Below are 26,804 nucleotides of genomic sequence, written 5' to 3' on the forward strand. Positions count from 1 at the left end.
CGAGCATCGTGCGGGCGGAGGACGTGGCACGGCTGCGGCCAGGCGCCACGGTGCCGGCGGGCATGGAGTTCGTCAGCGCTCCGGTGCGCACGCCGTCCAGCAGTGTCATCGGCACCGTCTCCGCGGTGCTCGACAACGGCCGCAGCGCCGCCGCTCTGAGGGAGGCCGTGGGGCACGCCGCACGGGCGATCAGCGCGGCCCTCGCGAGCTGATCGAAGCAGTGCCGGCCGGGATTTTGATCACGGCGCCGCGTCCGAATCGTGGGACGTTCGTGACCTGTTCGCTGCGGGCGGACAAGCGCAACCAGTATCACACTCCCGGTCGCACGCAACCGACCGAACGGCCTGAACCCGCTGCTCCACCAGCGGGTTTCCGGTTGCGCAGCGTGCGTGTCAAGACGGTGAACCGGTGGCGAACCCGGGTGTAAGCCTGCTGCAGTCGGGTAAATCGTGGAGTGACGCGAGTCGCCACGCACACGGGAACACTGACTATCGCCAGAACGTCTGTCAGAGTGGAGCCAGCGAGCACCGCGCACCGGCCAGGGGCGCTGTGGTCGCAGCTTGGTAAGAGGGCACCGAAACACTTCGTATCGGTGCTGGGACGGAGGGAGATCCATCATGACTGCAGCACTCACCCGCCCCGAGTTGACCGCTGCCGACCGCTGCGACCGCTGCGGGGCTGCTGCCCAGGTTCGCGCCGTTCTCCCGTCCGGGGGCGAGCTGCTGTTCTGCGGGCACCACTCCCGCGCACACAGCGAAAAACTGCGCGAACTCGCTGCTGAGATTCAGCAGGGCTGACTTCCACCCCACCTAGCCGCTCGGGGCGGGGATCCTTCGGGATCTCCGCCCCCTTCGCTTTCCAGGGCTTTCTAGAGGGTGTCGAGCACGGGCTCGAAGGCCAGCTCGGCCGCGCCGATCAGCTTCGCGTCCCGGCCCAGGGGCGACGTCACGACCTGAGTTCCACCGACGGCGCGCGACACGAGACTGCGTTGCTGCACAGCGGAACTCACCGCGTCGACCACCGACGCCGGCAACGCCGTGTAGAGATCGCCTAGCACGACCAACTCGGGGCCGAGGATGTTGACGATGTTCGAGAGCCCCAGTGCCAGCCAGTCCGCGAACTCGTCCAGCACCGAAGGGTCGTCGAGCGCTCGCAGTGTCGCGACGACGGCGCCGCGCGGCGCGTCATCGGGCAGGCCCAGCGCCCGGCACAGCGCCGGTTCGCCGACCTCGGTCTCCCAGCAGCCGTCGCAGCCGCAGTAGCAACGCCGGCCACGCGGGTTGACCACCATGTGCCCCAGCTCGCCGACGTAACCGCCGCTGCCGCGCAACGGCTGCCCCGACAGGATCACACCGCCGCCGACGCCGACGTCCGCGGAGATGTAGACCATGTCCGAGGACTCCTGGGCCGCGCCGCGCACGTGCTCCGCGAGCGCGCCGAGCTCCGCGTCGTTGCCGACCTGGACGGGCAGCTTCAGCACCGCCTCCAGGCGTTTGCCGAGCGCCACGCCCGTCCAGTGCAGGTTCGGTGCCTCGTGCACGTGCCCGTCGGAGCGCCGCACGACGCCCGGTACCGACACGCCGACACCGACAGCGGTGGCGTCGAGGTCGTCGGCCATGAGGCGCGCCGACTCGACGATGTGCGTGATGACCTCCCCCGGATCACGCGTCCGGTGCAGGTTCCAGCTGTCCCGCCCGAGGATCTCTCCGCCGAGGCCGACGAACCCCATGGCCACGTGCTCCACCCGCACGTCGATCGCGATGACGACCGCCGCGTTCGGCTGGGGCAGGACCAGCAGGGACGGGCGGCCCGCTCCGCTGCGCAGAGCGGGCACGCGTTCGGCTACCACACCGGCTTCGGCGAGGCCGTCCACCAGGGCCTTGATCGTGCTGCGGTTGAGCCCGAGCTCAGCCGCGAGCGACGCCCTGGTGGACGGTCCGTCGACGTGCAGGCGACGCAGCAGCGCCGTCCTGTTGTGCCTTCGGATCTCGTCGGGACGAGTGCCGGACGTCGGTCCGGTCACCGCGTCAGTGGCCGGTGGCGGCGGCCCGGCGACGGGACAGCGCGTCGACGCTCGCAGCGAGCAGCAGGACCAGACCGGTCACCATGAACACGACCGCTGCAGGCTGCTTGAGCAGGCCCATGCCGTTCGCGATGATCGCGAGAACCGCGCCACCGATCACGGCGTTGCTCAGCCGGCCCTTGCCACCGAACAGCGACGTGCCACCGATGACAGCCGCACCGACCGACATCAGCAGCGTGTTGCCGCCACCGGCGTTCGGGTCGACCGAGCCGACCTTGGACGAGTACACGATCGCCCCGATCGCGGCCGCAGAGGACGCGATCACGAAGACGCTCATCCTGATCCGCTCGACGTCGATACCGGCCCGGCGCGCGGCCTCCTTGTTGCCGCCGACGGCGTAGATGTGCCGGCCGTAGCTGGTGCGGTCGAGCACGAACGTGCCGATCACGAGCAGCACCAGCACGAGCGGCACGACGTACGGCACACCGGCGATCACCACGAGGTTGCTGGGTGACCGGTTCAGCGTCAGCGCGTAGGTCGCGACGGCGGCAAGCAGGGCGAGGCCACCGATCTTGGCCAGCACCAATGCCGTCGGCTGGGCCACGAGTCCCTTGCGCAGCCGGGTGAAGTGCCGGCTGAGCACGACCGCCGCGTAGCCGCCCACTGCGACCACGAACAACACCCACGAGCCGACCGTGTTGAGACTGCGTTCGCGACGTTGAAGATCGTGTCGTCGCGCAGGCCGAGCGTGCCGCCCTGACCGATGAACTGCAGCACCACACCGTTCCAGACGAGGAACAGCGCCAGAGTCACGACGAACGAAGGGATACCGACCCTGGCCACCAGGTAGCCCGTGATGCAGCCGATGGACGCGCCGACGCAGATCGCGAGCAGCATCTCCAGCCACGCGTTCGGCGCCACACCCAGGACGGCCATGAGCAGCGCGATGAGCGACAACGCGGCGCCGGCCCAGATTTTCATCAGCACGGAGAGCACGATCGCGAGGATCAGCCAGCCGCAGAACACGTAGAAGACCGTGTCGCCCATGCCGCCGAGCAGATTGCCGCCGTTGATCAAGTGCAGTGCCATCACCGACGCGGTCACGCCGGACGCGGTACCGGCTGACAGGTCGATCTCGCCGAGCAGCAGCACGAACACCAGGCCCATGGCGATGATCGTGATGCTGGCGCCCTGCTGGAGCAGGTTGGCGAGGTTGCCGAGGGTGAAGAACGTGTCGGACAGCGAGCCGAACACGATGAGTAGCACGACGAGCCCGAGCAACGCGGGCAGCGAGCCGAGCTCGCCGCCGCGGACCCTGGACCAGTAGTCGCGCACCGCCTCACCGGTGGACATGGAGGTCGTGTCGATGCCGAAGTCGGAGATGGCGCCCGGCTGCGGGGTCTCCTGCTCCGGCGTTTCGGTGGTGTTGGTCATGCTGCCCTCTTCGGAACTCATCAGATCGTCGCCGCCTCGGGGCGGGCGATGCCCAGGTCACCGGAACGACCGGCGGTGATCAGCTCGACCACCTGGCCGTGCGTGACGTCCTTGGACCCCACGACGGCGGCCATACGGCCGAGGTAGAGGCACGCGATGCGGTCGGCGACCTCGAAGACGTCGTTCATGTTGTGGCTGATCAGGACGACCCCCAGGCCCTGCTCCGCGAGCCGGCGGACCAGGTCGAGCACCTGCCGCGTCTGGGCGACGCCGAGTGCCGCGGTGGGCTCGTCGAGCAGCACGACCTTGCTGTTCCACAGCACGGCCTTGGCGATCGCGACGGTCTGGCGCTGACCACCGGACAGCGACGCGACCTGCGTGCGCACCGACTTGACCGTGCGCACCGACAGCGAGGACAGCGTCTTGCGCGCCGCCTGCTCCATGTCCGTCTCGTCGAGCAGGCCCAGCTTGGTGCGCTCGCGGCCGAGGAACATGTTCTGGACGATGTCGAGGTTGTCGGCCAGGGCAAGGTCCTGGTAGACGACCTCGATCCCGAGCTCCGCGGCTTCGCGCGGGCCCTTGATGTGCACCGGCTGGCCCTCGAACAGGACCTCTCCCGAGTCGGTCGGGTGGATGCCCGCGATGCACTTGACCAGCGTCGACTTGCCCGCGCCGTTGTCGCCGACGAGCGCGGTGACCTCGCCCGGGTTGACGGTGAGGTCGATGTCGTGCAGGACGTGCACGGGGCCGAAGCTCTTGTTGATGCCGCGCAGCTCGAGAATCGGCTCGCTCACTGGGGTTCCTCCGTGGTTACCACGCGCCGAGGCGGGGTGCGCAGTTCCGCACCCCGCCATGACGCAAGCGGTCCTACTTGATGCCGAGCTCGGTGCAGGCGGCCTGGGTGTCGGCCACGCAGATGTCGGCGGCCTTGACAAAGCCGGCGTCAACGACCGACTTGACCTTGTCCTTGGTGATCAGCTGAGCGGTCAGCAGGACGGACTTGACGTCGCGGCTGCCCTTGGTGTCCTTCGTCTTGCCGGACGCGAGAGCGTCGGCGGCGGCGGTGTCGCCCTTGGCGAGCGCCGCGGCCAGCTTGGCGGCGGCCTCGGCCTCGTCCTTGATCGGCTTGAAGACCGTCATGTACTGGTCACCGCGGAGCACGGCCTGCAGACCGTCCGGCGTGGCGTCCTGGCCCGTGACCGGCACCTTGCCGTTCAGGCCGACCTTCTTGAGGATCGTGATGACCGCGCCCGCGAGGCCGTCGTTCGCCGCGACGACGCCGTCGACCTTGCCGCCGTTGCTGGTCAGGATCTGCTCGAAGACCTGGCCGCCCTTCTGGTTGTCCCAGTTGTCGATCGGCTGGGACTGCACCAGCTTGAGCTTGCCGGACTCGTACAGCGGCTTGAGGACCTTCTGCTGGCCCTCGTGGAACAGGGTCGCGTTGTTGTCCGTCGGCGCGCCCTCGATCTCGATGACGTTGGCACCCTGCGGGGCGCTCTTCATCGCCTCGGCGAAGCCCTGACCCTGCAGCTCGCCCACCTTCACGTTGTCGAACGACACGTAGTAGGACGAGGAGCCACCGAGGTTCAGGCGGTCGTAGTCGATGACCTGGATGCCCTGCGCCTGCGCCTTCTTGGCGACAGAGGCGCCGACCTCGCTGTTGGGCGTCGCGATGATCAGGACCTTGACGCCGCCGTTGATCATGCCGTCGGCCAGGGTGCTGAACTTCTGGACGTCACCCTGCGCGTTCTGGATGTCGGGGTCGAGCCCCTCCTTCTTCAGAGCTGCCTCGAGCAGCGGCTTGTCGAAGCCCTCCCAACGAGCGGAGGAGGCAGTCTCAGGAAGGATCACGCCGACCTTTGCGCCCCCGCCGCTGCCAGAGTTCGTGTTCGTGCTTCCTCCGCCGGAGGACGTGTTGGCACCACACGCCGAAACAGCCAGGGCGAGGCCCGTGGCAACGGCGATGGAAGCGAGGCTCTTGCTGCGCATCCGCCATCCCTTTCACTGCGCTGTGTCACAGAGAATGTTGTGGCGCACAACGTATGCCCCAGATATGCGTGACCGGAACCACACTGGATCGATTAAGTCGCAACGATGCGGTAACCGTGGCGAAATTTAGTCACCGAGAGTTGTGAGAGCGTTACCACCACGCTACTGCATTCAGCAGCGATATATTGGATATCGCCAGCGGCGAACACTCGCCGGCTTCCTCCTGGACACCCCTATGTTGGGTTCATGACCATGGACAAGGAAGCCACCGAGCGGCTCGCCAACTCGTTCGGCGCGGAAGCCGCGCTCTACGACCGCACCCGGCCGTCGTATCCGGACGCGTTGGTCGAGAAGATCGTCGCCGCGAGCCCTGGTCCGCGTGTGGTCGAGGTCGGCTGCGGCACCGGCGTCCTGTCACGGCAGCTTCAGGCAGCCGGGCTCGAGGTGCTCGGCGTCGAGCACGACGAGCGGATGGCCGAGTTCGCGCTGGGCACCGGTGTGGCCGTGGAGGTCTCCAAGTTCGAGACCTGGGACCCGGCCGGCCGCGAGTTCGACGCCGTCGTCGCAGGGCAGTCGTGGCACTGGGTCGACCCCGAGGCCGGGGCCGGCCAGGTCGCACGGGTGTTGGGGCCCGGCGGGGTGTTCGTGGCGCTCTGGCACGTGTTCGCGACGCCGGAGCCGATCGCCGACGCCTTCGTCGCCGCGTACGAGAAGGTGGCGCCGCAGATCCCGCTCCGCGTCGGCCACTCCTACGACGAGGCGTTCAAGTCCTACCAGGCCGGCTGCGTCCGCACGGGTGAGGCGTTCGCCGGCACCGGGTTGTTCTCCGGGACCGACCAGTGGCAGGCGAGTTGGGAGCGGAGCTACACGACGGTCGAGTACCGCGACCTCATGCTCACCATGAGCCCGATGGCGCTGCTCACCACCGAGCAGGCCACCGAACTCCTGGACGACGTCGGCAGCGCGATCGACGCGATCGGCGGCCGGTTGACCACGCGCTACGACACGCTGGCCGTCGTCATCACGCGCAGCTGATATATCGGATACCGGCTACCAGGAACGCAGGGTCGCGATCCGTTCTTCGAGCTGCTCGATGCTCGCCATCGCAGTGGGCGGCCCACCGCAGTACTCGCGCAGCTGGTTGTGAATCTTGCCGTGCGGCTTCTTGGTGCGGTGGTGGTGCATCGCGACGAGGGTGTTGAGCTCCTTGCGCAGTGACGCGAGGCGTTCCTGCACGCCCGCCGGTCGCACCTCCCGCACCGCCACCTCGGGCTTGGGGCGCTTGGCCGCGGAGGCCAGCTGCTCCTCCTGCCGCTGCAGCAGCAGGGTGCGCACCTGGTCCGGCTCCAGCAGCCCCGGCAGGCCGAGGTATTCCTGCTCCTCCTCCGAGCCCGCGATGGTCGGGGCACCGAACGACGAACCGTCGAAGATCACCTGGTCGAGCTCGGCGGTGGTGCCCAGGGCCGTGAAGGCGCGCTCGTCCTCTCCAGGTTCGTCCTTCGTCTGGTTCGCCGCGGCCATCAGCTCGTCGTCCCAGCCGTCCTTCTCGCGGTGCGGCTTGCCCAGGACGTGGTCGCGCTCCGCCTCCAGCTCGGACGCGAGCTGCAACAGCACGGGCACCGAGGGCAGGAACACCGACGCGGTCTCGCCGGGCTTGCGGTTGCGCACGAAGCGACCGACGGCCTGCGCGAAGAAGAGCGGGGTCGACGACGACGTCGCGTACACGCCGACCGCGAGGCGCGGCACGTCGACGCCCTCGGACACCATCCGGACGGCGATCATCCAGCGTTCGTTCGTCGCGGCGAACTCGGCGATCTTGCCGGACGCCTTCGGGTCGTCCGACAGAACGACGGTGGCGACCTGGCCCGTGACGCGGTGCAGGACCTGCGCGTAGGCCTTCGCGGTCTCCTGGTCGGTGGCGATCACCAGTCCACCCGCGTCCGGGATGCCGTTCTCCCGCTTCTGCGTAAGACGTTGGTCGGCGGCACGCAGCACGGACGCCATCCAGTCGCCGGCCGGGTCCAGGGCAGTGCGCCACGCCCGTGCGGTCTGTTCCTGCGTCAGCGGCTCGCCCAGGCGCGCGGTGAACTCCTCGCCCGCGCTGGTTCGCCACGACGCCTCGCCCGAGTACGCCAGGAACAGCACGGGCCGGACGACGCCGTCGCGCAGCGCGTCGGAGTACCCGTACGTGTGATCCGCCTTGGACGTCTTGAAGCCGCCGGAGCTCTCGTCGTACTGCACGAACGGGATCGGCGAGTCGTCCGAGCGGAACGGGGTGCCGGTGAGGCAGAGACGGCGGACCGCGGGCGTGAACGCCTCGCGGATCGCTTCACCCCACGACTTGGCATCACCACCGTGGTGGACCTCGTCGAGCAGCACGAGCGTCTTGCGGTTCTCCGTGCGCACGCGGTGCAACGTCGGATGCGCGGCGACCTGCGCGTACGTCACGGCCACACCGTGGTAGTCGCGGGAGGTCATCGCGTTGGTGTTGCGGAAGTTCGAGTCGATGTGGATGCCTTGCTCGGCGGCGGCCTTGGCCCACTGGTGCTTGAGGTGCTCGGTGGGCGTGACGATCGTGACGGACTCGATCGTCCGGTCGGCCAGCAGCTCGGCGGCGACACGGAGCCCGAACGTCGTCTTGCCGGCGCCGGGTGTGGCGACGGCGAGGAAGTCCTGGGGCTTCGCGGCCAGGTACTTGGTCAGCGCCCGGCGCTGCCATGCCCGCAGCGGTCGCATTGCTGCTGTCGCTGTCACAGACGTGTTTCTCCTCATTTGTGCAGTTCAGGCATGGTCCAGGCATGCAACAGCCCTCAGGCAGGCCGTTGCCGAGGGCACCGTGACTCTACCTGTTCGCGGCGTCGATGCCGCGAAACGTGGCGGCATGCACCATGCTTGTCCCTGCGATGGGTTCGCCTACCGACGACGACGACGCACGCAGGTCCGGCCGCAAGGGGCCGCTGCGTCTACTCGCGCGCACGCTGTCGAAGGCGTGGCAGGGCAACATCTTCTCAGAGGCCGCCGAGGCGGCGTTCTGGCAGACGCTGTCGTTCCCGCCACTCCTGCTCGGCGTGCTGGGCGCGATGGGCTATCTCGGCGACTGGTTCGGCGACGAGGTGGTGAAGGCGGTCCAGGAGAAGATCATCGGGTTCACTCGAACGATCTTCAGCGCGGACGTGGTCAACGACGTGATCGAGCCCACGGTCGCGGAGATCCTCACCACCGGCAAGGGCGAGATCGTCTCCGTCGGTTTCCTCATCTCTCTGTGGGCGGGCTCGTCGGCCATGTCGTCGTTCGTCGACGCGATCACGGTCGCGCACGGCCAGTACGGCGTGCGCAACGAGCTGTGGCAGCGGATCTTCGCCTTGCTGCTCTACCTGGTGTCGCTGGTGGCGCTGGTGATCGGGCTGCCGGTACTGGCGCTCGGCCCGGACGTCCTGCCGCAGTTCTTCCCGACGTCGTGGCGGCCGTTCATCGAGACGTGGGTCGGCCGGTTCTACTACCCCGGCGTCGCGTTGCTGCTCGTTCTGTCGCTGTCCGTGCTGTACAAGCTCGCCCTGCCGAGAAAGCTGCCGTGGCACCGCGTGCTGCCGGGGGCGATCCTCGCGATGGCCGTGTTCATCCTGTCGTCCATCGGCCTGCGCCTGTACATCCAGTGGATCACCACCACCGGCTATACGTACGGCGCCCTGGCGACGCCGATCGCGTTCCTGCTGTTCGTGTTCTTCATCGGCCTCGCGATCACCATCGGCGCGTACTTCAACAGCGCCATCCAGGACATGTGGCCGGCCCGCATGACCCGCCGGCAGCGCCGCCGCTGGCGCAGGCTGGAGATGGAACGCGCCGCCTCCCGCATCCGCGAGGAGAACGCGCAGCCCAAGCAGGAAAGCAACAACGACAGCTACTCGGCGCCCTCCCCCGCCGACACGCAGCTGACGACGCCGCTCAAGATCCAGCAGCAACGCCAGCACACGGAGGAAGAAAAACAGCGGGGGTAGCCGAAGCCACCCCCGCCGTCGTGGTCCGCCCGATGGATCAGCTCGGGTTGACCGGTGTCGCCCACCTCTGGTTCAGGCCGCCGTGGCAGTCGCCGATGATGATCTGCGTGGTGTTGTCCGGCTGGGCGCCGTAGACGTCCAGGCAGCGGTTCGACAGCGGGTTCATGATCGTGCCGTCGTAACGGTGCGACCAGACCTGCCCGCTGTCACCCCGGCACGGACCCGCCAGGACCACCAGCGCCCCGTTGCCGGGATGCTGGATGTCGAGGCAGTGGCTGAACGCCCGCAGGGTGCCGTCACCGGTGATCCACCAGTTCTGCGCCACCGATCCGTTGCAGTCGTACAGGTTGATCTTGCCAGCGGGGTCGCCGCCGGCCACGTCCAAGCACTTCGTCGCGAGGCCCACGATCGGGCCGACCGACGTCACCTGCGAGCTCAACCGGAAGCTCTGCGACGGCGTACCGCCGCACGTGGTGATCGTCATCGGCGAGAAGTCCTCACTCGCCGACGTCAGGCAGCGGCCCGACAACGGGTTGACCAACGTGCCCTCCGGCTGCGAGACCCACTGCTGGTGCTGTGAGCCGTTGCACGCCGCCAGGGTGACCGAGCTGCCCTCCCCCGGAGTGAGCGACGCGACGTCGAGGCACTTGCCGGAGCCCCGCAGCGTGCCGTCACCGGGCGCGGCCCAGACCTGGTTCACGCCGCCGTGGCACTGATGGATTCCTACCAGGTTCAACGTCGGGTCGGAGTAGGCGACGTCGAGGCACTTGCCCATCTGCGTGACGACCTGGCCGACCCTGCCCCCGTTGGCCTCGGGTGGCGTCCACGTCTGGGACAGGTTCGCCGTGTCACAGGCGCGCAGTTCGAGCCGCGCCTGGTTGGCGTTGGCCCGCGGGGTGAGGCACCGGCCGGATGCCCGGTGGATCAGCCTTTTGTCCCCGCGCAGCACCCACTGCTGGAGGTCGTCGCCCGCGCAGTTGCCGATGACCACCTCGGTGCCGTCGGTGGTGGCCGGCGCCCTCAGGCACTTGCCGCCCGCCTGCAGCAGGCCCCCGTACATCGTCCACACCTGGGCAAAGCCGCCGTGACAGTCGAACAGGTCGACGACCGTCTGCTTCGGGTCGGCCCCGAACATGTCGAGGCATCGGCCGCCGGCGTTCTTCAGCACACCCGACAACACCGGCGTGTCCCGCTTGATCCGCACGTTGCGGAACCGCACGGGGTCACCGGTGTTGTCGTTCTGGAAGCCGACGAAGGTGTTCCTGCCCGCCGCCGTCGCGTCCGAGAAGCCGTACTCGTTGACGAGCTGACCGTTGAGGTACACGGTCACGGTGTTCCAGCGGTACCTGAGCTCGTAGGTGTTCCACTCGCCGACCGGCTTGACGGCCGAAGTGGTCGTCGGTGGCCGCACCCCGACGATGGCGCCGGTCTGCCACTCGGCCGGCGTGCCCACCGGGCCGATCTGCACCTCGTACCCGGTCTGGTGCGGGCGTCCCGCATCCGTGCCGGGGTTGGTCATCCCCACGTACACACCCGAGTCGGACCCGGCCGTCGTGGCCTTCCAGTCGACCTTGAGCGTGTAGTCGTTGCCGTACGTGTGCGCCGCGTACCAGGTGACGTCGGTGCCGTTGGCGGTGACGATCTCACACCCGTCCGCCGTCATCTTCGCGCCGGTGGACTGCCACCCGCCGAGATCGGACTCGGATCGCCCGTCGAACACGCTGGTGAAGCCCGGCTCGTCCTTGGCCGTGACGCAGTTGCCCGCCACCGCGGGAGTCGCGACCCTGGTGCCGCCGATGAAGTAGCCGGTGACGTCGGCCGTGAGCTTGGTCTGCCCGCGTTCGTTGCGCACGTCGACCTTGCCGCTGTCACCGAGGGGAACCAGCGTGAGCCCGGACGCGGTCTCCGCCTTTCGCGTGGCCACCTGGCTCGCCGCCGCCCAGCCCACCTCGCTCGCCACCGCGCTGAGCTCGGTACCGAGGTCGTCGTCCCGCCCGGTCAGCACCACGGCCGCCGTGGTCGCCGAGGCCGGAACGCCCGCGACACCGGTCACCTGGAACGAGGCCGTCCGCCCGTGCCCGACCGGAGCCTTGGGCACACCGTTGCCGGTTGCGGTGTCCGCGACGCGACCGGCGTCGGCCATCGTCACGTACTTCGCGCCGGCATCGCCCTCCGCGAACCAGCCGAGAACGTCCAACGCCGCACCGACGGTGTAGCCGGCGCTGATGTTGGTCAACCGGATCTTGCCGTCCGGCCCGATCGGCACCACCACGAGGTTGGTCCGCCGGTCACCGGGGGCCACCACGATCGACGTCGTGGCCGCGTGGGTGGTGCCACCGGCGTGTGCGACCAGGTACTGCTCCGTCGTGGCCTCGAACGCGGTGAGGTTCGCGACCACCGAGGTCGCGGTCTGCGGCACGCCGGCGACACCGCGGATCTGCACGTCCACGGTCTTCTCAGCGTCGTTGCCACCGATGAGCGGCGCCTTGCGACCGTTGCCACCGGAAGCGACCGCGAAGCCGCGGGTGTCGAGCACCCGAGCCGGCGCGGCCTTGGCGAAGTAGGTGTTCGCACTCTGCTCCGGGTGGAAGTAACCCAGTCGCTCGACCACGACCCACGCAGGGCCGTTGCCACGATTGCGCAGCTTGATCGACCGAGCGCCGTCGAGCGGCGCGAAGAGCGTCAGCGACTGCCACGTGAAGGCGTTGTCACCGCGCGCGTTCAGTGCGGGCACCTTGCCCGCGAGCGCGGCGGGGTCACCGGGAGCGACCTCGATGGCGAAGTCGCCCATGTCCTTCTGGTCAGCCTTCGCGGACACCGTGATCGCGACGGCGGTCGTGCCGCCCGGCAGGGTGGGGAACGGGAGCATCTTGGTCTCACCAGCGGCGAACCGCTCGATGAGCGCGCGCGTCGGCACCGGGTCGATCGTGAACTTGGCTCCCGCGGGGGCGGTGGGCGTATCGGTCGGCGCGCCCACGTTCAGCACACCGCTGCCCCACGTGTTCAGGTCCGCGTTCGCCGGGCGCACCGCCCGGCTCTGCAACACCGCCTGCAGCTGCGTCGCGTCGAGTGCGGGATTCGCGGACTTGAGCAACGCCGCCGCGCCCGCAACGTGCGCCGCCGCCGCGGACGTGCCCCTCAGGGTGCCCATCACCCTGGTCGAAATCTGGTCGTAGCCCGTGATGTCCGGCTTCTGTCTACCGTCGACCGTCGGGCCGCGACCGCTGTAGTCCTGCACCCGCCCCGAGTTGGGCTGGGTGGCGCCGGCCGAGATCACGTGCGGCGAGGTGGCGGGTTCGACGAGGCTGCCGGCCTCGGTGTACTGCTGGAGCTGCTGGTTGATGCCAGGGCCGTTGACGAAGAGCTCCATCGGCGTGTTGAGCGCCGTGTTGTGGTTCTTCACGAACACCCAGTAGGTCTTCGTGGCGCCGCCGGTGTTGCGGAAGGTGACCGACTCGGTCGGCGCCAGCCCGTCGGGCGTGTCCCGCTGCGACCGCGTCGACACCGCGACGATGCTCGGATCGTTCACGCCGGTGGGCGGGTTCTCGGACGTCGTGACGTAGAGGTCGAGGTCCTGCCTGGTCTTCGGCCAGGCGTCCCAGCGCAACCCCACCGTGGCGGTGGCGGCGGCGTCCAGCGGGAACCCGTTCTGCCGGGAGATGCCGAACTCGACCCAGCTGTCGCTGTTGGAGTCGATCGCCTTGCCGCCGTAGTGCAGTCGCCCCTGGTTGCCCGCAGCGACGCTCCACAGGACGCCCGCCTGCCGGCTGCGCTTGACGACCTCAGCCGGGCTGCCGGCGTCCCCGGTGCCGTCACCACGGCTGCCGGCGGGCGCCAGGAACCCGACCGCCGACGAGATCACCTGCACGCCCTGCTGCCGCAGCCACGCCTCGGCCTGGTCGAAGCTGAACGTGTCCTCGATGCACGCGAGGAACAGCTGCGCCTCGGGAGCCATGTCGTGCACGATCTCGGCGATGCCGGTGCCGTGCTGCGACTTCTCGGCCGCGTCGAGGCAGTTGTCGTTGTTGATGGTGACGCTGGCCGGCAGGTCCCCCGAGGCCTGCGAGGCCGCCACGTCACCGAAGCCGACGTCGATGATGCCGACCTTGACGCCGGCCCCCTTCTTTCCGGCGTCGTGCCACAGGTTCGCCTTCGCCGCGGCCACGCCCTCGGACGTGATCGCCATCGGCACCGCCCGGTCGGGCAGCCGCACCTCGGTCACGCCGGGCTGGCTCGCGACCACGTCCAGCTTGTCCTTGGGGACGGCGGCCTTGATCCGGCCGTTGCCGGAGCCGCTCACCGAACCGCCCGCCTTGATGACCGCGGCGCGGAGCTGGTTCGCCTGCGGGCCCTCGACGTAGACGAGGCTGCGGCCCTTCGCGTCCTTGGGCACTGTCTGGCCGGGTCTGGCGTCGGCCGCGGAGTTCACCACGTCCGGTCTGGTACCGGTGGGCGGCGCGGCCGCCCATCCCGGTGTTGCGACGACAGCCGCCCCCAGCGTGAAACACACGGCCGAGACGGCCGCACGTCGCAATCTTCTCATTTCATTCCATTTCAGTCTTCGAGAACAACCCAGTAATAGTGATCTTGCGCAAGGAAATCCGTCGTGCCGTCATCCGGCACAGCCGAGACGATCACGTCGTCCACGATGTCTATCCGAAACTCCGTATCGTCGTCGTATCCGCAGTGCGGACAACCGGAGTTGAATCCCTTGACAGCGACGTGATGGTTCCCCGGAACTCCTTCCTGACTCGCCCCACCCCATTCGATCCGCTCTCCGATCTCATAGTCACGAAGAGCCATGAACCCGTAGTAGAACTGGAGGTACCGGACCGTTTCACGACCACACCGCTGACATTTTTCGGCATCAGGCACCCTCAGAACGTTGAACATACCCATGTCGCCGCCTGCTTTTCTCGATCACTTAGGAGGTCTCGGACAGGACATAGGGTACGTCTTACCCGTCTTGTGCTGCAGAAAGAGCACCGGATCCCCTTGAGCGACCATCGAGGCGCAGAACTGCCTGTCCGCGGTGTAGAGAAGGAGACCTTCGGCCTGAGCGGAGGCGAGCACCTTGGAGTCCGATTCCTGGACCTTCGCAGTGTTCTTCGGCACCGGGCGATTGCGTACTGCCTCGATCTGATGCTCAGTCGGCCGAACACCTGGACGTACCTTGTGCCGCTTGCCGAGCCCTTGCAGCCACTCCGCAGCTTTGAAGTCGAACTCTCGCGCCTTGTTCCCGTAGATGAATTCCCACTCCGCCTGCGGAGAAATGACGATCGTCTGATTGCCGATGACGTTTTCGATCTCCTTGGCGTTCCCGTTCTCGTTCTCGGCCCACGCCATCAGAATGTTGGCATCGACAGCGATCTCCAACGGAGGCACAGGTGGGCTTCCGGGCGGATACGGGCTGTGTTTGCTGGTCGGCTGCGTGTTAGGAGCGTTGTTGCTCTTGTCGTCCTCGGTGGTCTGGGTGGAGTCCGTGGTGTCCTTGTCGCGGTCATCCTTGACCTGGTCCGCAGGCGGCAGAGTCACGACATCGGGCGAGCGCGGGACGAGGTTGGTACCGAAGTCCGGACGCGGCAGGTACCGGTGCGCGTCCCGCCACCACTTCGGCGGAGGCGGCGGCCGCGGAGCCACCACGGTCGGGCGCTTGCCGGGGTTCCCGGGCTGGTTCGAGTTCTGCTGCGGCCTCTTGCAGCCACCCACGAAGGTCTTGCAGTCGCCGGGCCGAAGGGCGTCGTCTTCATAGAAGCCGCCGCAGTGGCCGTACTTCTCCGGGAACCCGTCCGGGCACATCGTGTACCCGGGACAGAGGTTGCCGTGGTCGTCATAGATGGTCGAAACGCAGGTCCCTGCTGTCTGCGCCAGGCACTCCGACGTGCCGGTCATCTGCCTGAAGAACGACTCCCACGCCTGCGCGGCGGGGTTGAACTTGCGCAGATCCCAGATGCTTCTCAGGGTCAAGTCCCAGTCCTGCGGGCAGAGCACCGGAACGTTGTCGTGCCCGTCCAGGTCCACGCCGTTGACCGGGTCGTTCCAGGTGTAGGCGTAACGGTTGCCTCGCGACGACGGCGACGGGTCGAGCGTCCAGTCGTCACGGCTGACGAACTGGCCGGCGCCCGGCGAGTACCAGCGCGCCCCCATGTTCACCGAGCCGGTCGCCCCGTCGGTCCAGTCGCCCTGGAAGCCGAGCGGAGACACGTCGCCGGACGAGCTGGTCACCGCGCCGAACGGGTCGAAGGCGCGCAGACCGTCAACGGCCGCGCCGAGGTAGCGGCCGATGATGTCGCCGTGCAGGTCGGCGAACAGCATGCGGCCCTTGGCCGTGCTGCCTGCCGCCTTGTCGGAGAACGCCGTGCCGTCGGGCAGCCTGCTGACCAGCCTGCTGCCGTCGCTGACGGCGTCGTTGGTCTGGCCCTGGTACTTGAACGCGACGCCGTTGCGGTCGGTGACACGGTCCAGGCTGTCGTAGCGGTAGCTGACCGCGCCCGCGGAGACCAGTCGGTCGAAGGCGTCGAACGAAGACGTCGTCGTTTGACCGTTCTGGGTCACCGAAGCACGGGTACCGCGCGGTGTGTAGGTGTACGTCGCGCCGCCGCCGGACTTGAGCCGGTTGCGTTCGTCGTACTCGAACGTCGCCGCGCCGGCGCCGACGCGGTTGCCCGAGTCGTCCCAGCGGTAGTCCGTCGTGCCCGCCGGGCCGGTCCACGAGGTGAGCCTGCCCGCGCCGTCGTAGCCGTAGGTGCTGGCCGCCGAGCCCGCGGTGTCGGTGATCTTCTTCGAGGTCACCTTGCCGTCGAGGTCGTAGCCGTACTCGGCGCCGACGAGGACACGCAGACCGCCTTCCACCGTCTGCTGCACCTGGTCGGACGTCTGGCGCCCGAGCGGGTCGTAGGCCAGCCTTCGGGACGACCACGCGCTCACCGTGCGGTCGGAGACCACGCCGAGCCGACCGGCGGCGTCGTAGCCGTAGTCGACGGTGCGGCCCGACAGCGGGTCGGCGGAGCTGAGCAGCCTGCCCGCCTTGTCGTAGGTGAACGACGCCTCACCGGTGAGGTCCTTGCGGGTGGCCACGGTGCCGTCGCCGTTGTAGGTGTAGGTCGCCGAGCCGCCCGCGCCGTACGACGTGAGCAGGTTGCCGCGATCGTCGTAGGTGTAGCCGCTGGCGCCGGCGGGCCGCCGATCGTGATCATCCGGCCAGCGATGTCGTAGCCGAACGTGCGGTCCGCGGTGGCCGCCTCGCCGCCCGTGCCCCGCTCGAGCTTCACCCGGCCCTGCGCGTCGTACTCGCGGTCGAGGGCGACGCCGCCGGGCTTGAGCTCGCGGATGATCTGACCCGCGGCGTCGTACACCGTGGTCCATGTGCGGTCCGCCGCGTTGGGAGTGGTGGCCGTCGCCGGTTCGACCGTCGACTCCGGCAGGCCGCTCGCGGTGTAGGTGTAGACCGTCGCGTTGCCGCGTCCGTCCACGAACCTGCTGCGGTTGCCGAGTTTGTCGTAGCCGAACGACGTCACGATCGACTTGGTCGCGTCGACCTTCTCGGTCTGCGTGACCACCCGGCCGAGCGCGTCGTAGTCGTAGCTCGACACGCGGCCCTGCGGCGAGGTGCGCTTCAGCACGTTGCCGGCCGGGTCGTACTCGGTCGTGCTCGCACGCAGTTCGGTGCCGTCGACCAGGTTCGCCGACCGGACCGGCCTGCCGAGCAGGTCGTAGGTCTGGCTGGAGACCAGCCCCGACGGATCGGTGGTCGTCGCGACGCGGCCCGCGATGTCGTAGGTGCTCTTCGACACGCGGTTGGTCGGGTCGGTCGAGGTGAGCATCTCGCCCGCCGCGTTGTAGGTGGCGCTCGACGTGGCGTTCATCGAGTTGGTCACCGACAGCGCGTTGCCCGCGAGGTCGTGGTTCGTGGTGGTGGTGAAGTAGACCGGCGAACCGGACGAGCGCTCGATCTCGGTCTTGGTGATCTGCCTGCCGAGCTCGTCGTAGGTGAACCGGTTCTCGACACCCAGCGGGTCGATGCTGGTGATCAGGTCACCCGCGCGGTTGTAGCGCGACCTGACCACGGCGGGCGTCTCGCCCACCTGGGGCAGGGTCGTCGCCGTCACCCGGCCGTACGGGTCGTGGTCGTAGCTCGTGACCCTGTTCAGCCCGTCGATCGACTTCTTCAGCCTGCCGCCGTGGTCGTACTCCATCCGCTTGCTGTGCACGACCGGCTGTCCGCCCGGCGGCGTGTACGCGGGAAGGCTGACCTTGGTGGCACGGCCCATCGTGTCGAAATCGGTGACCGACACCGAACCGGCCGCGTCACGGGTGTGCGTCTGCTCCCCGAACGCGTTGCGGCCCGCGGTGTTCGTGCCGGCGAAGCCCGCCATCCGCACGCCGCCGACCCACGCCTCCACGGAGGGCGAGGTCACGCTGACCTGGTTGCCCCTCGCGTCGTAGGTGAACGCCGTCGTGTTCAGGCGGCGGTCGGTCACGGACTTCAGCAGTCCGCGCTCGTCGCGGTCGTACCTGGTGGTGAAGACGGTGTTCGCGTTGAGATACGCGTGTTCCGCCGTCACCTGGTTGCTCGTGTCGAACTCGTACGCCGTGGCCTCGACGCGAGTGTCGTCTGCCGCACCACGCCGTTCGGTCCTGACCGCGTTGCCGTCGGCGTCACGCGTGTAGGTCACCGCGCGGCGCAGGCCGTCCGGGTCGAACGTCGACGTGATCGGCAGCCCGGCCGCGTCGAACGTCTGCGTGGTCTTGCGCCCGCCGGCCGAGACCAGCAGCGCGACGTTGCCCACCGGGTCGTACGTGCGGTCCTCCAGCACCACGTCCCGCACCGTGTCGTCGGGGTCGTGGTACCCGTTGCGCGTGGCGGTCGCGAGAAGACCGTCGTCGTAGTAGGTAAAGGTGGTCTTGCGGCCCATCGCGTCGTCCGACGACCGCACCTTGCCGGCCGGGTCGTACACGTGGGACTCGACCAGCAAGCCCGACGCGTCGGGGTCCTCCGGGTCGGCACCGGGAGCGGTCGCGGTGCGCGACAACAACAAGCCGCGCTCTTCGAACTGCGACGTCCACACGACGCCGTTGACGTCGGTCACGGTCTCGGTGAGGCCGTTGTCCGCGTAGGCGCGCGTTTCCGTTCCACCGTCGGGGAACTCCGTGCGCACCAACCGGTCCTGAGCGTCGTACGCCGTCTTCGTGGTGCGCGACGGCGTGCCTCCGTCCGCGACCGGCAGCACATCGGAGACCGTGGTCTCCAGGATGTTGTCGTTGCTGTCGTACTTGTACGTCGTCACCTGCTGGTGCGTCTTGCCGGTGATCGGGTTCTGCACGGCGGGCGCGGTCACCTTCGCGACCTTCGAGCGCGGCGTGTACTCGTAGGACGTGGTGCCGAAGACACCGCCGCCGGCGTTGCCGCTGGTGACGGATTTCTGCCTGCCGAGCGCGTCGTAGACGAACCGGACCTTCAAGCCGGACGGGCTGTTGATCTCGGCCTGGTCGCCGTTCGCGAAGTACGCGAACGAGGTCACCTGGCTGCGCTTGCCCGTCGCCCTGATCGGCAGACCGGCCGGCACCTTGCCGCCGCCGACCGCGTCCTCCGCGCCCGTGGCGTAGGTGATCGACGTGCTCGGCCGGACGGTCACACCCGCGGGCGCGGGCGTGGACACGCCGATCGGCCTGCCCGCCGCGTCATAGCTGTAGGTCGTGCGGAAACGGGTGTCCGCCGCGTCGGTCGAGCGAGCGTCCGAAGTGGACTCCAGCTTGTCGCGGCGCGGGTCGAGCGGGTCCGTCGACTCGATGTAGGTGAAGTAGCTGGTGTTGCAGGAACCGGCCGCACGACACGTCTTGCGGCTCAAGACGTTGCCGCGGGCGTCCGTCGTCTGCTCGGCACGCAGCCCGCTCGGGTCGACCGTCGCGGACAAGAACCCGGCGGCGTTGTACTCGTTGCGCGACGTCGCCCCGTCGTGCGCGACCGACGTGAGCCGACCGCCGTTGTCCAAGTCGAACGAGTACGTCCAGTCACCGAAGTTGCTGGGGCCGCGCAGCACGGCGGTGCGGGTCGCGCCGTCGATCCGTGGCGTGTCGAGCGACCACGACCGGCCGGTGTGATCGAGCAGGGTCGCGACCCTGTCGTTGATGTCGTCGTAGGTGAGCTTGGCGAACTGCCTGTTGTCCTGCGGCAGCTTGATCGCCGTCAACTGGTCGAGCTTGCCCCGTGCGGCGTGGTGCTCCGCCACGGCGAGCGAGCCGAGCGGGTGCAGGTAGACCGCGGCCTCGTCGATCGAGCCGGAGAAGTGGAAGTTCCCGCCGTTGGTCGCGGGCCAGTCCTTGCCCGAACCCGCGCCGAGGGTGAGCTTCACCTGCTGCTTGTGGTCGATGAGACCGGCGAGGGGGTCACCGACCTTCTTCCCGTCGAGGTACAGCGTCTGGGTGTCGACCGCGGCGGACAGCACGACGTGGTGCCACTGGTCGTCGTTGACGGCCTGCGTGCTGACCACCTGACGTGGACCACCGGCGTCCCGGCGGGAGAAACCGCCGTACAGCAGGCCATCGGTACCCACGTACAGCACCGGAGTCGACCTGTCGGCCGCCGCCGGGAACCCCTTGTCCGCGTAGCTCAGCAACGTGCCCTGCGAGGTCGTCTTGAACCACAGCTCGACCGCGAGCGACATCGACTCGGACGTGAGCTTGTCCGGCAGCGTCACGTAACTCGAGTTGCCGTCGAACGTCGCCGCCCGATCCGAGGTGCCCTCGAGCGCACCGGCGGTGCCCAGCACGACGTTGTGCGGCTGGGCGGCGTACTGGCCGTTGCTGCGCGCGGTGACGTTGGCGAAGGTGTCGCCGGAGGTCTCACCGAGCCGCCAGTAGGTCTTCGGGCGGTCGTCGAGCACCGTGCTGCGGTAGTGCGAACCGTCCGTGTAGTCCTGCGTGGTGCAGTTCGGCACGGCGCCGGGAACGCAGGCCGTCTTGAGCTGATCGCCGACGTAGGTGTACGTCCACACCAGCGCGGGACTGCCGCTCTCGGGAACCTGCGTGGTCACCGACGAGACGTGGTTGCCTTGCCACGCAACGGTGAGCGTCCGCTTGCTGGTGTCGTTGGTGATCGTCTTGACTCGGTCGTTGCTGTCGTAGTCCAGCGTTTCGGTGAGCCCTGCCGGGTTCACGATCGTGACGAGCCGGCCCAGCGGGTCGAACTTCCACTGGGCGCCGGTGGTGTCGCGCAACGTGTACAGGCCGGTGGCCGGGGTGTACACGAGGTCGGCGGTGCTGCCGGTGGGCGAACCGAACGTGCCGTCGGGGTTGCGGCCGTAGCGCACCTGACGACCGGTCGGGTGGGTGATGACCACGTTGCCGGAGTTGTCGTCGTCGAGCTTGAGCCGCATGTCCAGCCGGGACGACCAGCCGGTGCCGAAAGCGGTGTCCTTGCGCGGGTCGAGGCTGTTGTAGGTGCGGCTGATCGTGAGGTCCGGCCCGACCGTCGCGATCGAGGTGTCGGTGACGACGGTGGAGTAGTTGCCGATGTTCGGGTCGAGCCCCGGCCCCTGCGCCGAGTTCGGGCTTCCCGCGAGGTGCGAGGTGATCGCGGGCTGCGGCACACGCGTGGTGAGGGCGTGCACTGCGGCCCAGAACGGCGTCTCGTCAACCGTGTCGTAGGTCTTGACGCCCCAGTAGTAGGTCTTGTTCCAGCGGGTCAGCTGCGGTGAGAACGACTGGCCGGTCCAGTCGGGGGTCTCCTGGCACTCCTGCGTGAGGGCGGCATCCGTGCAGATCTTGAACTTGTAGGTGAGACCGCGGCCGGGCCAGTTGTCTATGTCGACGCCCTCCGCGTACAGCGTCGGCCGGAGTGACTCAACGGTCGCCCCGTTGCCGGGCTGCTGGTAGTTCGTGCTGGGCGCGCGGTTGAAAACGGTGATCGGCATCCGCCCGTACGGCACGCCGTGCACGTCCCGGAAGTCCGCGCCGTCCGGGTTGAACATGGTCAGGAAAACGTCGTAGTCGCCGGGTGCGAGCGCCGGGACTGGCAGGTCCACGAACTGATGCGTCGCCATCGGGGCGACATCAGCGCGGTAACCGTTGCGGCGCGCGATTTCGCGGTCGCCCTGCTTGATGATGAATCCGAAGTGGACACCGCCGCCCGCCGACCACGTCGACGAACCCATGTTGGTGACCTTGGCGCTGAGCTTGCCCTCCTTGACGTTGGACGGCAGCGTCACGCCCGTGGCCTCGTAGGAGGCACCCTCCGGCGAGTACCGGACCTCCAGGTACGGCTTGTTCACGGTGCTGGCCGACGCGAAACGGCGTCCCTCGCGCAGCGTCTCGTCGGACATGCGCAACGACAGGCCGTGCGCCAGCGCAGAGCCGTGCGTCCACCGCGTCATCAGATCGGGATCGAGTGCGAAGTACACCCACGCCGGGTTGCTGCACGCCGTACCGGCTGCACCGCCGTGCGCGAACGTCTGCGACGACAGCGACTGGCCGACGGCGGCACCCGGCCACCTCATCGACGACGACCACGGCTGCGTCACCTCGAACACCGACACCGACCGCGCGGTGCAGTTCGTCGAGAAGACGTTGTCGACAGCCAGCGAGGCGCTGACGACATAGTGGTTGCGCAACGCGTTCTGGGCGTTGGCGAAGTGCAGGTAGGTGCGGGAGACCGGGTTGCCGTCGACCCTGCCGACCTCGAGCCCGCCGTTGGCACCGCCGAAGCCGTTCGAGCGGACGAACATGGCGTCGGCGTCGGTGTCGAACCGGGCGATGGTGGGGTCGATGGTCACCGGGAAGACGCGGGCGGCGTCGCGCAGCCAGGCCTGGTCCGCGTCGACACGCAGTACCCAGGTGTCGTCAGCGATCTTGTCGAGGCCGTACTTCACGCTGGTGGACCGCACACCGGCCGCGTCGTCCATCACGCCGGCGGGGATGGTCGCGACGATCCTGTCGCCATCCACGAGCTCGACTCCGCCGAGGACGTCGATGCGCGGGGTGAGGCGCTTGAGCTTCAACGTGAACGAGTAGGAGGACTGCGCCGCCGCGGAGGCGAGCAGCAGGTCCTCCTTCACCCCGCCGCGGGCGGCGGTGAGCCTCAGGTCGGTGCCGGGCCGGACACCGCGGTAGGTCACCTGCGCGCCGCTGGCCTCGCCGGGCACGTTGGCGACGTCGCGCATGCCGTAGCTGATGCTGTGGTCGCCGTCGACGTCGATCTGGACGAGCGCGCCGTCCCCGCTACCGGTGCCGAGACTGAGGCCGATCGGGGACATCTTCGGCTTCAGCCTGCCGCCGGCGGGGACGAGGGTCATGTCCACGGGGAGCCAGGAGCCGTCCGGCTGCCTCACGTTGGCCTGCCCGGTGTGCAGCCGCAGCGTGCGGCTGCCATCCGGGTTGTCGAACGTCTGGGTGGTCTCGGTGCGATCCTGCGGGCGCTCGACGGCGTCCTTGTCGATCGCGGGGAGGACCGGCTTCTCGACCTTCGGCGTGACCTTCCGGTCCTCCTCCGCCCCGGGAATCTTCACCTCGGGCAGGGGGCCGGGCTGGTCGGCGACCGCGTTCTTCGGCCTCGGCTGGTCGCGCTTGGGCAGGTCGCGGTTGATCCGGGTGGACTCCGCCGGAGCCTCGTGGGTGGAACCGTCCGCGGTGCCGCTGCGTTGCTCCGGTGCGGAGGTCGACGCCCCCAGCGGCAAGCCACCGGACCACCCGTAGGGCGACTCGGCGCCGGACAGGATCGGCAGGGCAACAAGCAGGACGAGCAGCAGGCTGATCTGTCTGCGCGTGCGTCTGTGCGCAGCGCTGAACCACGCGTGTCTCAACGCGTCCCCCCAGGTCTTCGGTTATCGCCTTCGCAGGGCTGAAGTGCGCGCGAAACATATCCGCCGCCCACTCACACTCTGGTCACACGAACCAAGACGCAGGAGAACAGCAGCGCCTGGTGCCTCGAGTCAGATCGAGGCACCAGGCGCCGCTGTCAGCTGTTCTGGAGGCTTACTCGCCGCCGCCGGCAGGCAGGTTGTCGTAGATCTTCTTGCACTCCGGGCACACCGGCGAACCAGGCTTCGGCGACTTCGTCACCGGGAAGACCTCGCCGCACAGCGCGACCACGTGGGTGCCCATCACGGCGCTCTCGGCGATCTTCGCCTTGCGCACGTAGTGGAACATCTTCGGGGCGTCGTCCCCGGTGTGGTCGGTGCCTTCCGGCCGGACGTCGACCTCGGGGAGAGTCTGGGTGCTCACGCGCCCAGGGTACCTGGGATGATGTCCCCTCGTGACCACGCTGCACATCGCCGAAGAAGTAGCCGCCGCACTGGCCGAGAACCGGCCCGTCGTCGCCCTTGAAAGCACCATCCTGTCCCACGGGCTGCCCGCGCCGCGCAATCTCGCCGTCGCCGCACGCCTGGAGAAGGTCGTGCGGGAAGCCGGTGCCGTCCCCGCGACGATCGCCGTGCTCGACGGGGTGCCGCACGTCGGCCTCTCTTCTTCTGAGCTCGACCGCGTGTGCAACGCGGGTGATCTGGCCAAGCTGTCGCTGCGCGACCTCGGCGCCGCCTACGCACTGGGCCGAAGTGGCGCGACGACCGTGGCCTCGACCGCGGCCCTGGCCCACCAGGCGGGCATCCGCGTCTTCGCGACCGGTGGCCTCGGTGGCGTGCACCGCGGCGCCCGCGAGACGTGGGACGTGTCGGCCGACCTCGACGTGGTGGCGACGACGCCGGTGCTGATCGTCTGCTCTGGCGTGAAGTCGATCCTGGACATGGGCGCGACCCTCGAGGTCCTGGAGACCCGCTCGGTGCCGGTCATCGGCTACCAGACCTCCCGCTTCCCCGCGTTCTACCGCCGCGAGTCGGAGTTCGACGTGCCGTGGCGCGTCGAGAACGCTTCCGAGGCCGCCGCGGTGTTCGCGGCGGGCGAGCGCGGCATGCTGCTGGTGAACCCGATCCCCGCCGCGTTCGAGATGGACTCCGACCTGCACGACCGGCTGCTGGCCGAGGGCCTGCAGAAGCTGGTCGACCAGGACGTGCGCGGCAAGGACGTCTCGCCGGTCCTCCTCGAGCACTTCCACACCGCGAGCGAAGGCGTGAGCCTCGACGCCAACGAGGAACTCGTCGTCAACAACGCCACCGTCGCCGCTGCCGTCGCGGTGGAGCTCTTCAGGTGAGGCCAGTCGTTGTCGTCGGCGACGCCGGCCTGGACGTCGTCGCTCGCCACAGCGGCCCCATCGCCCACGGCGGTGACGTGCGCGCGAAGGTGACCATCGAGCCGGGTGGCGCGGGCGCGAACACGGCCGTGTGGCTGGCCGCGTGCGGTGCATCGCCGATTTTGGTGGCCCGCGTCGGCGCCGACTCGGCCGGCCGCCAGGTGCACTCCGAACTGACCTCCGCGGGCGTCCGATGCGCCTTCGCGGTCGACCAGGACCTCGCGACCTGCTGCGTGGTCGTCCTCGTCGACGAGAACGGCCAGCGCTCGATGCTGCCCGACCGCGGCGCGAACGCCCGCTTCTCCCCCGCCGACCTCGACCCCGGCCTGCTCGCGGGCACCGACGGCCACCTGCACCTGTCCGGCTACGTGCTGCTGGACGCCACGTCCCGCCCCGCCGGCCTGGCCGTGCTGGAGGCAGCGCGCGCCGCGGGCTGGACGACATCTGTGGACCCGCAGGCCGCGGTCCTGATCCACTCCGCAGAGGCTTTCCTCGACGACGTGCGCGGCGTCGACCTCCTGCTGCCCAACGCCGACGAACTCGTCGCCCTCACCGGCTCCTCCGAACCGGCGGCGGCGAAGTCACTGCTCACGCACGTCGGCACGGTCGTGGTGACTTCGGGAGCGGACGGCGCGTCGTGGGTCGACGCCGACGAGATTGTCTCAGTCCCCGCTGAAACCACTGAGTGCGTCGACTCCACCGGTGCCGGCGACGCCTTCGACGCCGGCTTCCTCGCAGCCTGGCTGTCGGGCGCGTCCAAGCGCGACGCCCTGCTCGGCGGCGTCCGCGCGGGCTCCCGCGCGGTCAGCGTCGTCGGCGCCCAACCACCACGCTGAGACCGTTCACCCGATATATCAGTTCCCGCGCCCCCGCTGACCTGCCCCTTAGCAATGACTCTTTGGACGTCGTCCGCAAAAGACTCGTTGCAAAGGGGTGGGCGGCGTCGATGGGCGGCCGGGTCTGGCGGGTTCTGCGGCGAGTCAGCCGTCGATGACGGTGGTGCTCTTGGGCGCGATGGCGCGGCGCTCGACCTCGTAGCGGTTGGCCTTCTCGGCCTTGCGGGGTGGCCTGTCGTTCGCGATCAGCACGGCCATCCACGGCAGCGGCACGGACAGCACGATGAAGAACAGGGCGAGCCACCAAGTGTTGGCGAACAGCGCCGCGAGGATGAGGCACGGGAAGCGCAGGCTCATCATGATCGCGTACTTCTTGCGCCGGGCGGCGTGCTGCTCCTCGTAGGACGGGGCCGCCTCGGTGATCAACACCGGGGTGTCGTCCCGGTCGGGACTGCTCACGACACCACCTCGTTTAACTCTATTGGCTACGTGTCACATGGTCCCACGTCCGAGTGACGCTTGGGGCACCCGGTCGGCGGTTAACATCCGCGAGTGGTCGCCCTTGATCGCCTCGTAGACGTGCTCGGCAGTCTGGGCACGCATCTGGCGTGCGCGCCCAGGGGCCGTGACGTCGAGCTACGTGGGGTTGCCCTGCACGATCCGGCGGAAAACACGCCGGCCACGGCAGGCGATGTTCTCCTCGGACTGGGCACGCCGTCGGTCGCTGCCGCGGCGCGTCTTGTGTCTTCGACCGTGGCCTCCGCCGTGGTGTTGCACGGCAAGCCGCCGTTGGACGAACGCGTGGTCGTCGCCGCCCGCAAGTCCGGCGCGGCTGTGCTGCTCGTGGATCCCTCCGTGCCGTGGAGCCAGCTTGCGAACGTCACGCAGACGCTGGTCAACGGCGGTACGCGCACCGGCGACCTGTTCGGCCTGGCCGACGTGATCGCGGGTGTCGTGGGCGGCCCGGTGACGATCGAGGACCAGCAGTCCCGCGTGCTCGCGTACTCCTACCGACAGGAGGACGTGGACCCGGTGCGCGTCCAGACCATTCTCGGCCGTCGCGTTCCGGAGGAGGCCCGTCGCGCGCTCGACGAGTTCGGCGTGTTCACCCACCTCGCGTCGTCCGACGAACCGATCTTCGTCCCGAAGCTGACCCCGCAGCTGGGCAACCGGCTCGTCGCCGCCGTGCGCGCGGGCCGGGAGCTGCTCGGGTCTGTCTGGGTCGAGGTGACGGGTCCGGTCGACGCAGCCCGAAGCGCCGCGTTGGTGGACGGCGCGCGCACGGCGGCGTTGCACCTGTTGCGGTCCCGCGCGTCGACCGACCTCGAACGCCAGCCGAACGCGGATCT

The 26,804-nt window shown here is 68.8% G+C and carries 16 protein-coding genes and 2 pseudogenes; 7 read left to right on the forward strand and 11 right to left on the reverse strand.

Annotation, left to right across the window (positions count from 1 at the left end; translation table 11 throughout):
- Together FXN61_RS27750 and FXN61_RS27755 are read left to right on the forward strand one after the other, a co-directional pair.
- A partial coding sequence (locus FXN61_RS27750) for a hypothetical protein (protein WP_376770748.1) occupies window positions 1-212 on the forward strand: 212 nt, incomplete at its 5' end.
- Between the two features lie 405 nt (window positions 213-617).
- Window positions 618-797 (forward strand): DUF7455 domain-containing protein, encoded by a 180-nt coding sequence (locus tag FXN61_RS27755; protein WP_030464836.1) that lies wholly within the window; start codon window positions 618-620, stop codon window positions 795-797.
- Between the two features lie 71 nt (window positions 798-868).
- On the opposite strand, the gene FXN61_RS27760 is transcribed toward FXN61_RS27755, so the two are convergent.
- The 4 genes and pseudogenes from FXN61_RS27760 to FXN61_RS27775 all read right to left on the reverse strand — a co-directional run bounded on the left by FXN61_RS27760 (window position 869) and on the right by FXN61_RS27775 (window position 5,446).
- On the reverse strand, window positions 869-2,023 hold the full coding sequence (locus FXN61_RS27760; RefSeq protein WP_167976967.1) for an ROK family transcriptional regulator: 1,155 nt from the start codon (window positions 2,021-2,023) through the stop codon (window positions 869-871).
- Between the two features lie 4 nt (window positions 2,024-2,027).
- Window positions 2,028-3,457, reverse strand: a pseudogene (locus FXN61_RS27765) (sugar ABC transporter permease).
- 20 nt (window positions 3,458-3,477) lie between these two features.
- Entirely contained in the window at window positions 3,478-4,251 is a 774-nt protein-coding gene (locus FXN61_RS27770; protein ID WP_167976968.1) for an ATP-binding cassette domain-containing protein, read from the reverse strand.
- Between the two features lie 73 nt (window positions 4,252-4,324).
- Window positions 4,325-5,446, reverse strand: coding sequence for a sugar ABC transporter substrate-binding protein (locus FXN61_RS27775; RefSeq protein ID WP_167976969.1), 1,122 nt, complete (start codon window positions 5,444-5,446; stop codon window positions 4,325-4,327).
- A 246-nt stretch (window positions 5,447-5,692) separates the two neighbouring features.
- Between FXN61_RS27775 and FXN61_RS27780 the strand changes: the two genes are divergently transcribed.
- The gene (locus tag FXN61_RS27780; RefSeq protein WP_167976970.1) at window positions 5,693-6,481 is read left to right on the forward strand and encodes a class I SAM-dependent methyltransferase; all 789 of its coding nucleotides are present in this window, start codon (window positions 5,693-5,695) and stop codon (window positions 6,479-6,481) included.
- 15 nt (window positions 6,482-6,496) lie between these two features.
- Here the strand turns inward: FXN61_RS27780 and FXN61_RS27785 are convergent, their stop codons facing one another.
- On the reverse strand, window positions 6,497-8,182 hold the full coding sequence (locus FXN61_RS27785) for a DEAD/DEAH box helicase (protein WP_246292093.1): 1,686 nt from the start codon (window positions 8,180-8,182) through the stop codon (window positions 6,497-6,499).
- A gap of 167 nt (window positions 8,183-8,349) precedes the next feature.
- Here FXN61_RS27785 and FXN61_RS27790 point away from each other — a divergent pair, with 167 nt between their 5' ends.
- On the forward strand, window positions 8,350-9,441 hold the full coding sequence (locus FXN61_RS27790; RefSeq protein ID WP_246292090.1) for a YihY/virulence factor BrkB family protein: 1,092 nt from the start codon (window positions 8,350-8,352) through the stop codon (window positions 9,439-9,441).
- 37 nt (window positions 9,442-9,478) lie between these two features.
- Here the strand turns inward: FXN61_RS27790 and FXN61_RS27795 are convergent, their stop codons facing one another.
- The 5 genes from FXN61_RS27795 to FXN61_RS52840 all read right to left on the reverse strand — a co-directional run bounded on the left by FXN61_RS27795 (window position 9,479) and on the right by FXN61_RS52840 (window position 23,658).
- Window positions 9,479-13,984 (reverse strand): ricin-type beta-trefoil lectin domain protein, encoded by a 4,506-nt coding sequence (locus FXN61_RS27795; protein WP_167976973.1) that lies wholly within the window; start codon window positions 13,982-13,984, stop codon window positions 9,479-9,481.
- An 11-nt stretch (window positions 13,985-13,995) separates the two neighbouring features.
- Entirely contained in the window at window positions 13,996-14,334 is a 339-nt protein-coding gene (locus FXN61_RS27800; RefSeq protein ID WP_167976974.1) for a hypothetical protein, read from the reverse strand.
- Between the two features lie 27 nt (window positions 14,335-14,361).
- Complete coding sequence (locus FXN61_RS27805; protein ID WP_446684950.1) at window positions 14,362-15,756, reverse strand: RHS repeat-associated core domain-containing protein; 1,395 nt, start codon at window positions 15,754-15,756, stop codon at window positions 14,362-14,364.
- A gap of 608 nt (window positions 15,757-16,364) precedes the next feature.
- Window positions 16,365-23,237 carry a LamG-like jellyroll fold domain-containing protein gene (locus tag FXN61_RS52835; protein WP_246292091.1) on the reverse strand — a complete coding sequence of 2,291 codons (6,873 nt, stop codon included), beginning with the start codon at window positions 23,235-23,237 and terminating at the stop codon, window positions 16,365-16,367.
- Window positions 23,238-23,409: 172 nt separating this feature from the next.
- On the reverse strand, window positions 23,410-23,658 hold the full coding sequence (locus tag FXN61_RS52840) for a DUF3039 domain-containing protein (RefSeq protein WP_167976976.1): 249 nt from the start codon (window positions 23,656-23,658) through the stop codon (window positions 23,410-23,412).
- A 31-nt stretch (window positions 23,659-23,689) separates the two neighbouring features.
- On the opposite strand from FXN61_RS52840, the gene FXN61_RS27835 reads away from it, so the two are divergent.
- Both FXN61_RS27835 and FXN61_RS27840 read left to right on the forward strand, forming a co-directional pair.
- Window positions 23,690-24,580 (forward strand): pseudouridine-5'-phosphate glycosidase, encoded by an 891-nt coding sequence (locus tag FXN61_RS27835; RefSeq protein WP_167976977.1) that lies wholly within the window; start codon window positions 23,690-23,692, stop codon window positions 24,578-24,580.
- Complete coding sequence (locus tag FXN61_RS27840; RefSeq protein ID WP_167976978.1) at window positions 24,577-25,455, forward strand: carbohydrate kinase family protein; 879 nt, start codon at window positions 24,577-24,579, stop codon at window positions 25,453-25,455. The genes FXN61_RS27835 and FXN61_RS27840 overlap by 4 nt, the downstream gene beginning before the upstream one ends.
- Window positions 25,456-25,599: 144 nt before the next feature.
- On the opposite strand, the gene FXN61_RS27845 is transcribed toward FXN61_RS27840, so the two are convergent.
- Window positions 25,600-25,914 carry a DUF3099 domain-containing protein gene (locus FXN61_RS27845; RefSeq protein WP_167976979.1) on the reverse strand — a complete coding sequence of 105 codons (315 nt, stop codon included), beginning with the start codon at window positions 25,912-25,914 and terminating at the stop codon, window positions 25,600-25,602.
- A 93-nt stretch (window positions 25,915-26,007) separates the two neighbouring features.
- Here FXN61_RS27845 and FXN61_RS27850 point away from each other — a divergent pair.
- Window positions 26,008-26,804 (forward strand): annotated as a pseudogene (locus FXN61_RS27850) (PucR family transcriptional regulator); the annotation flags it as partial.

Source organism: Lentzea indica (assembly GCF_012184385.1).
Classification (GTDB): domain Bacteria; phylum Actinomycetota; class Actinomycetes; order Mycobacteriales; family Pseudonocardiaceae; genus Lentzea; species Lentzea indica.

Excerpts from the sequence above, each read along its gene's own strand:
- FXN61_RS27755 (WP_030464836.1), top strand. The coding sequence starts at position 618 with ATGACTGCAGCACTCACCCGCCCCGAGTTGACCGCTGCCGACCGCTGC.
- FXN61_RS27775 (WP_167976969.1), bottom strand. The coding sequence starts at position 5,446 with ATGCGCAGCAAGAGCCTCGCTTCCATCGCCGTTGCCACGGGCCTCGCC.
- FXN61_RS27780 (WP_167976970.1), top strand. The coding sequence starts at position 5,693 with ATGACCATGGACAAGGAAGCCACCGAGCGGCTCGCCAACTCGTTCGGC.
- FXN61_RS27785 (WP_246292093.1), bottom strand. The coding sequence starts at position 8,182 with ATGCGACCGCTGCGGGCATGGCAGCGCCGGGCGCTGACCAAGTACCTG.
- FXN61_RS27790 (WP_246292090.1), top strand. The coding sequence starts at position 8,350 with ATGGGTTCGCCTACCGACGACGACGACGCACGCAGGTCCGGCCGCAAG.
- FXN61_RS27795 (WP_167976973.1), bottom strand. The coding sequence starts at position 13,984 with ATGAGAAGATTGCGACGTGCGGCCGTCTCGGCCGTGTGTTTCACGCTG.
- FXN61_RS27800 (WP_167976974.1), bottom strand. The coding sequence starts at position 14,334 with ATGTTCAACGTTCTGAGGGTGCCTGATGCCGAAAAATGTCAGCGGTGT.
- FXN61_RS27805 (WP_446684950.1), bottom strand. The coding sequence starts at position 15,756 with ATGCTGTTCGCCGACCTGCACGGCGACATCATCGGCCGCTACCTCGGC.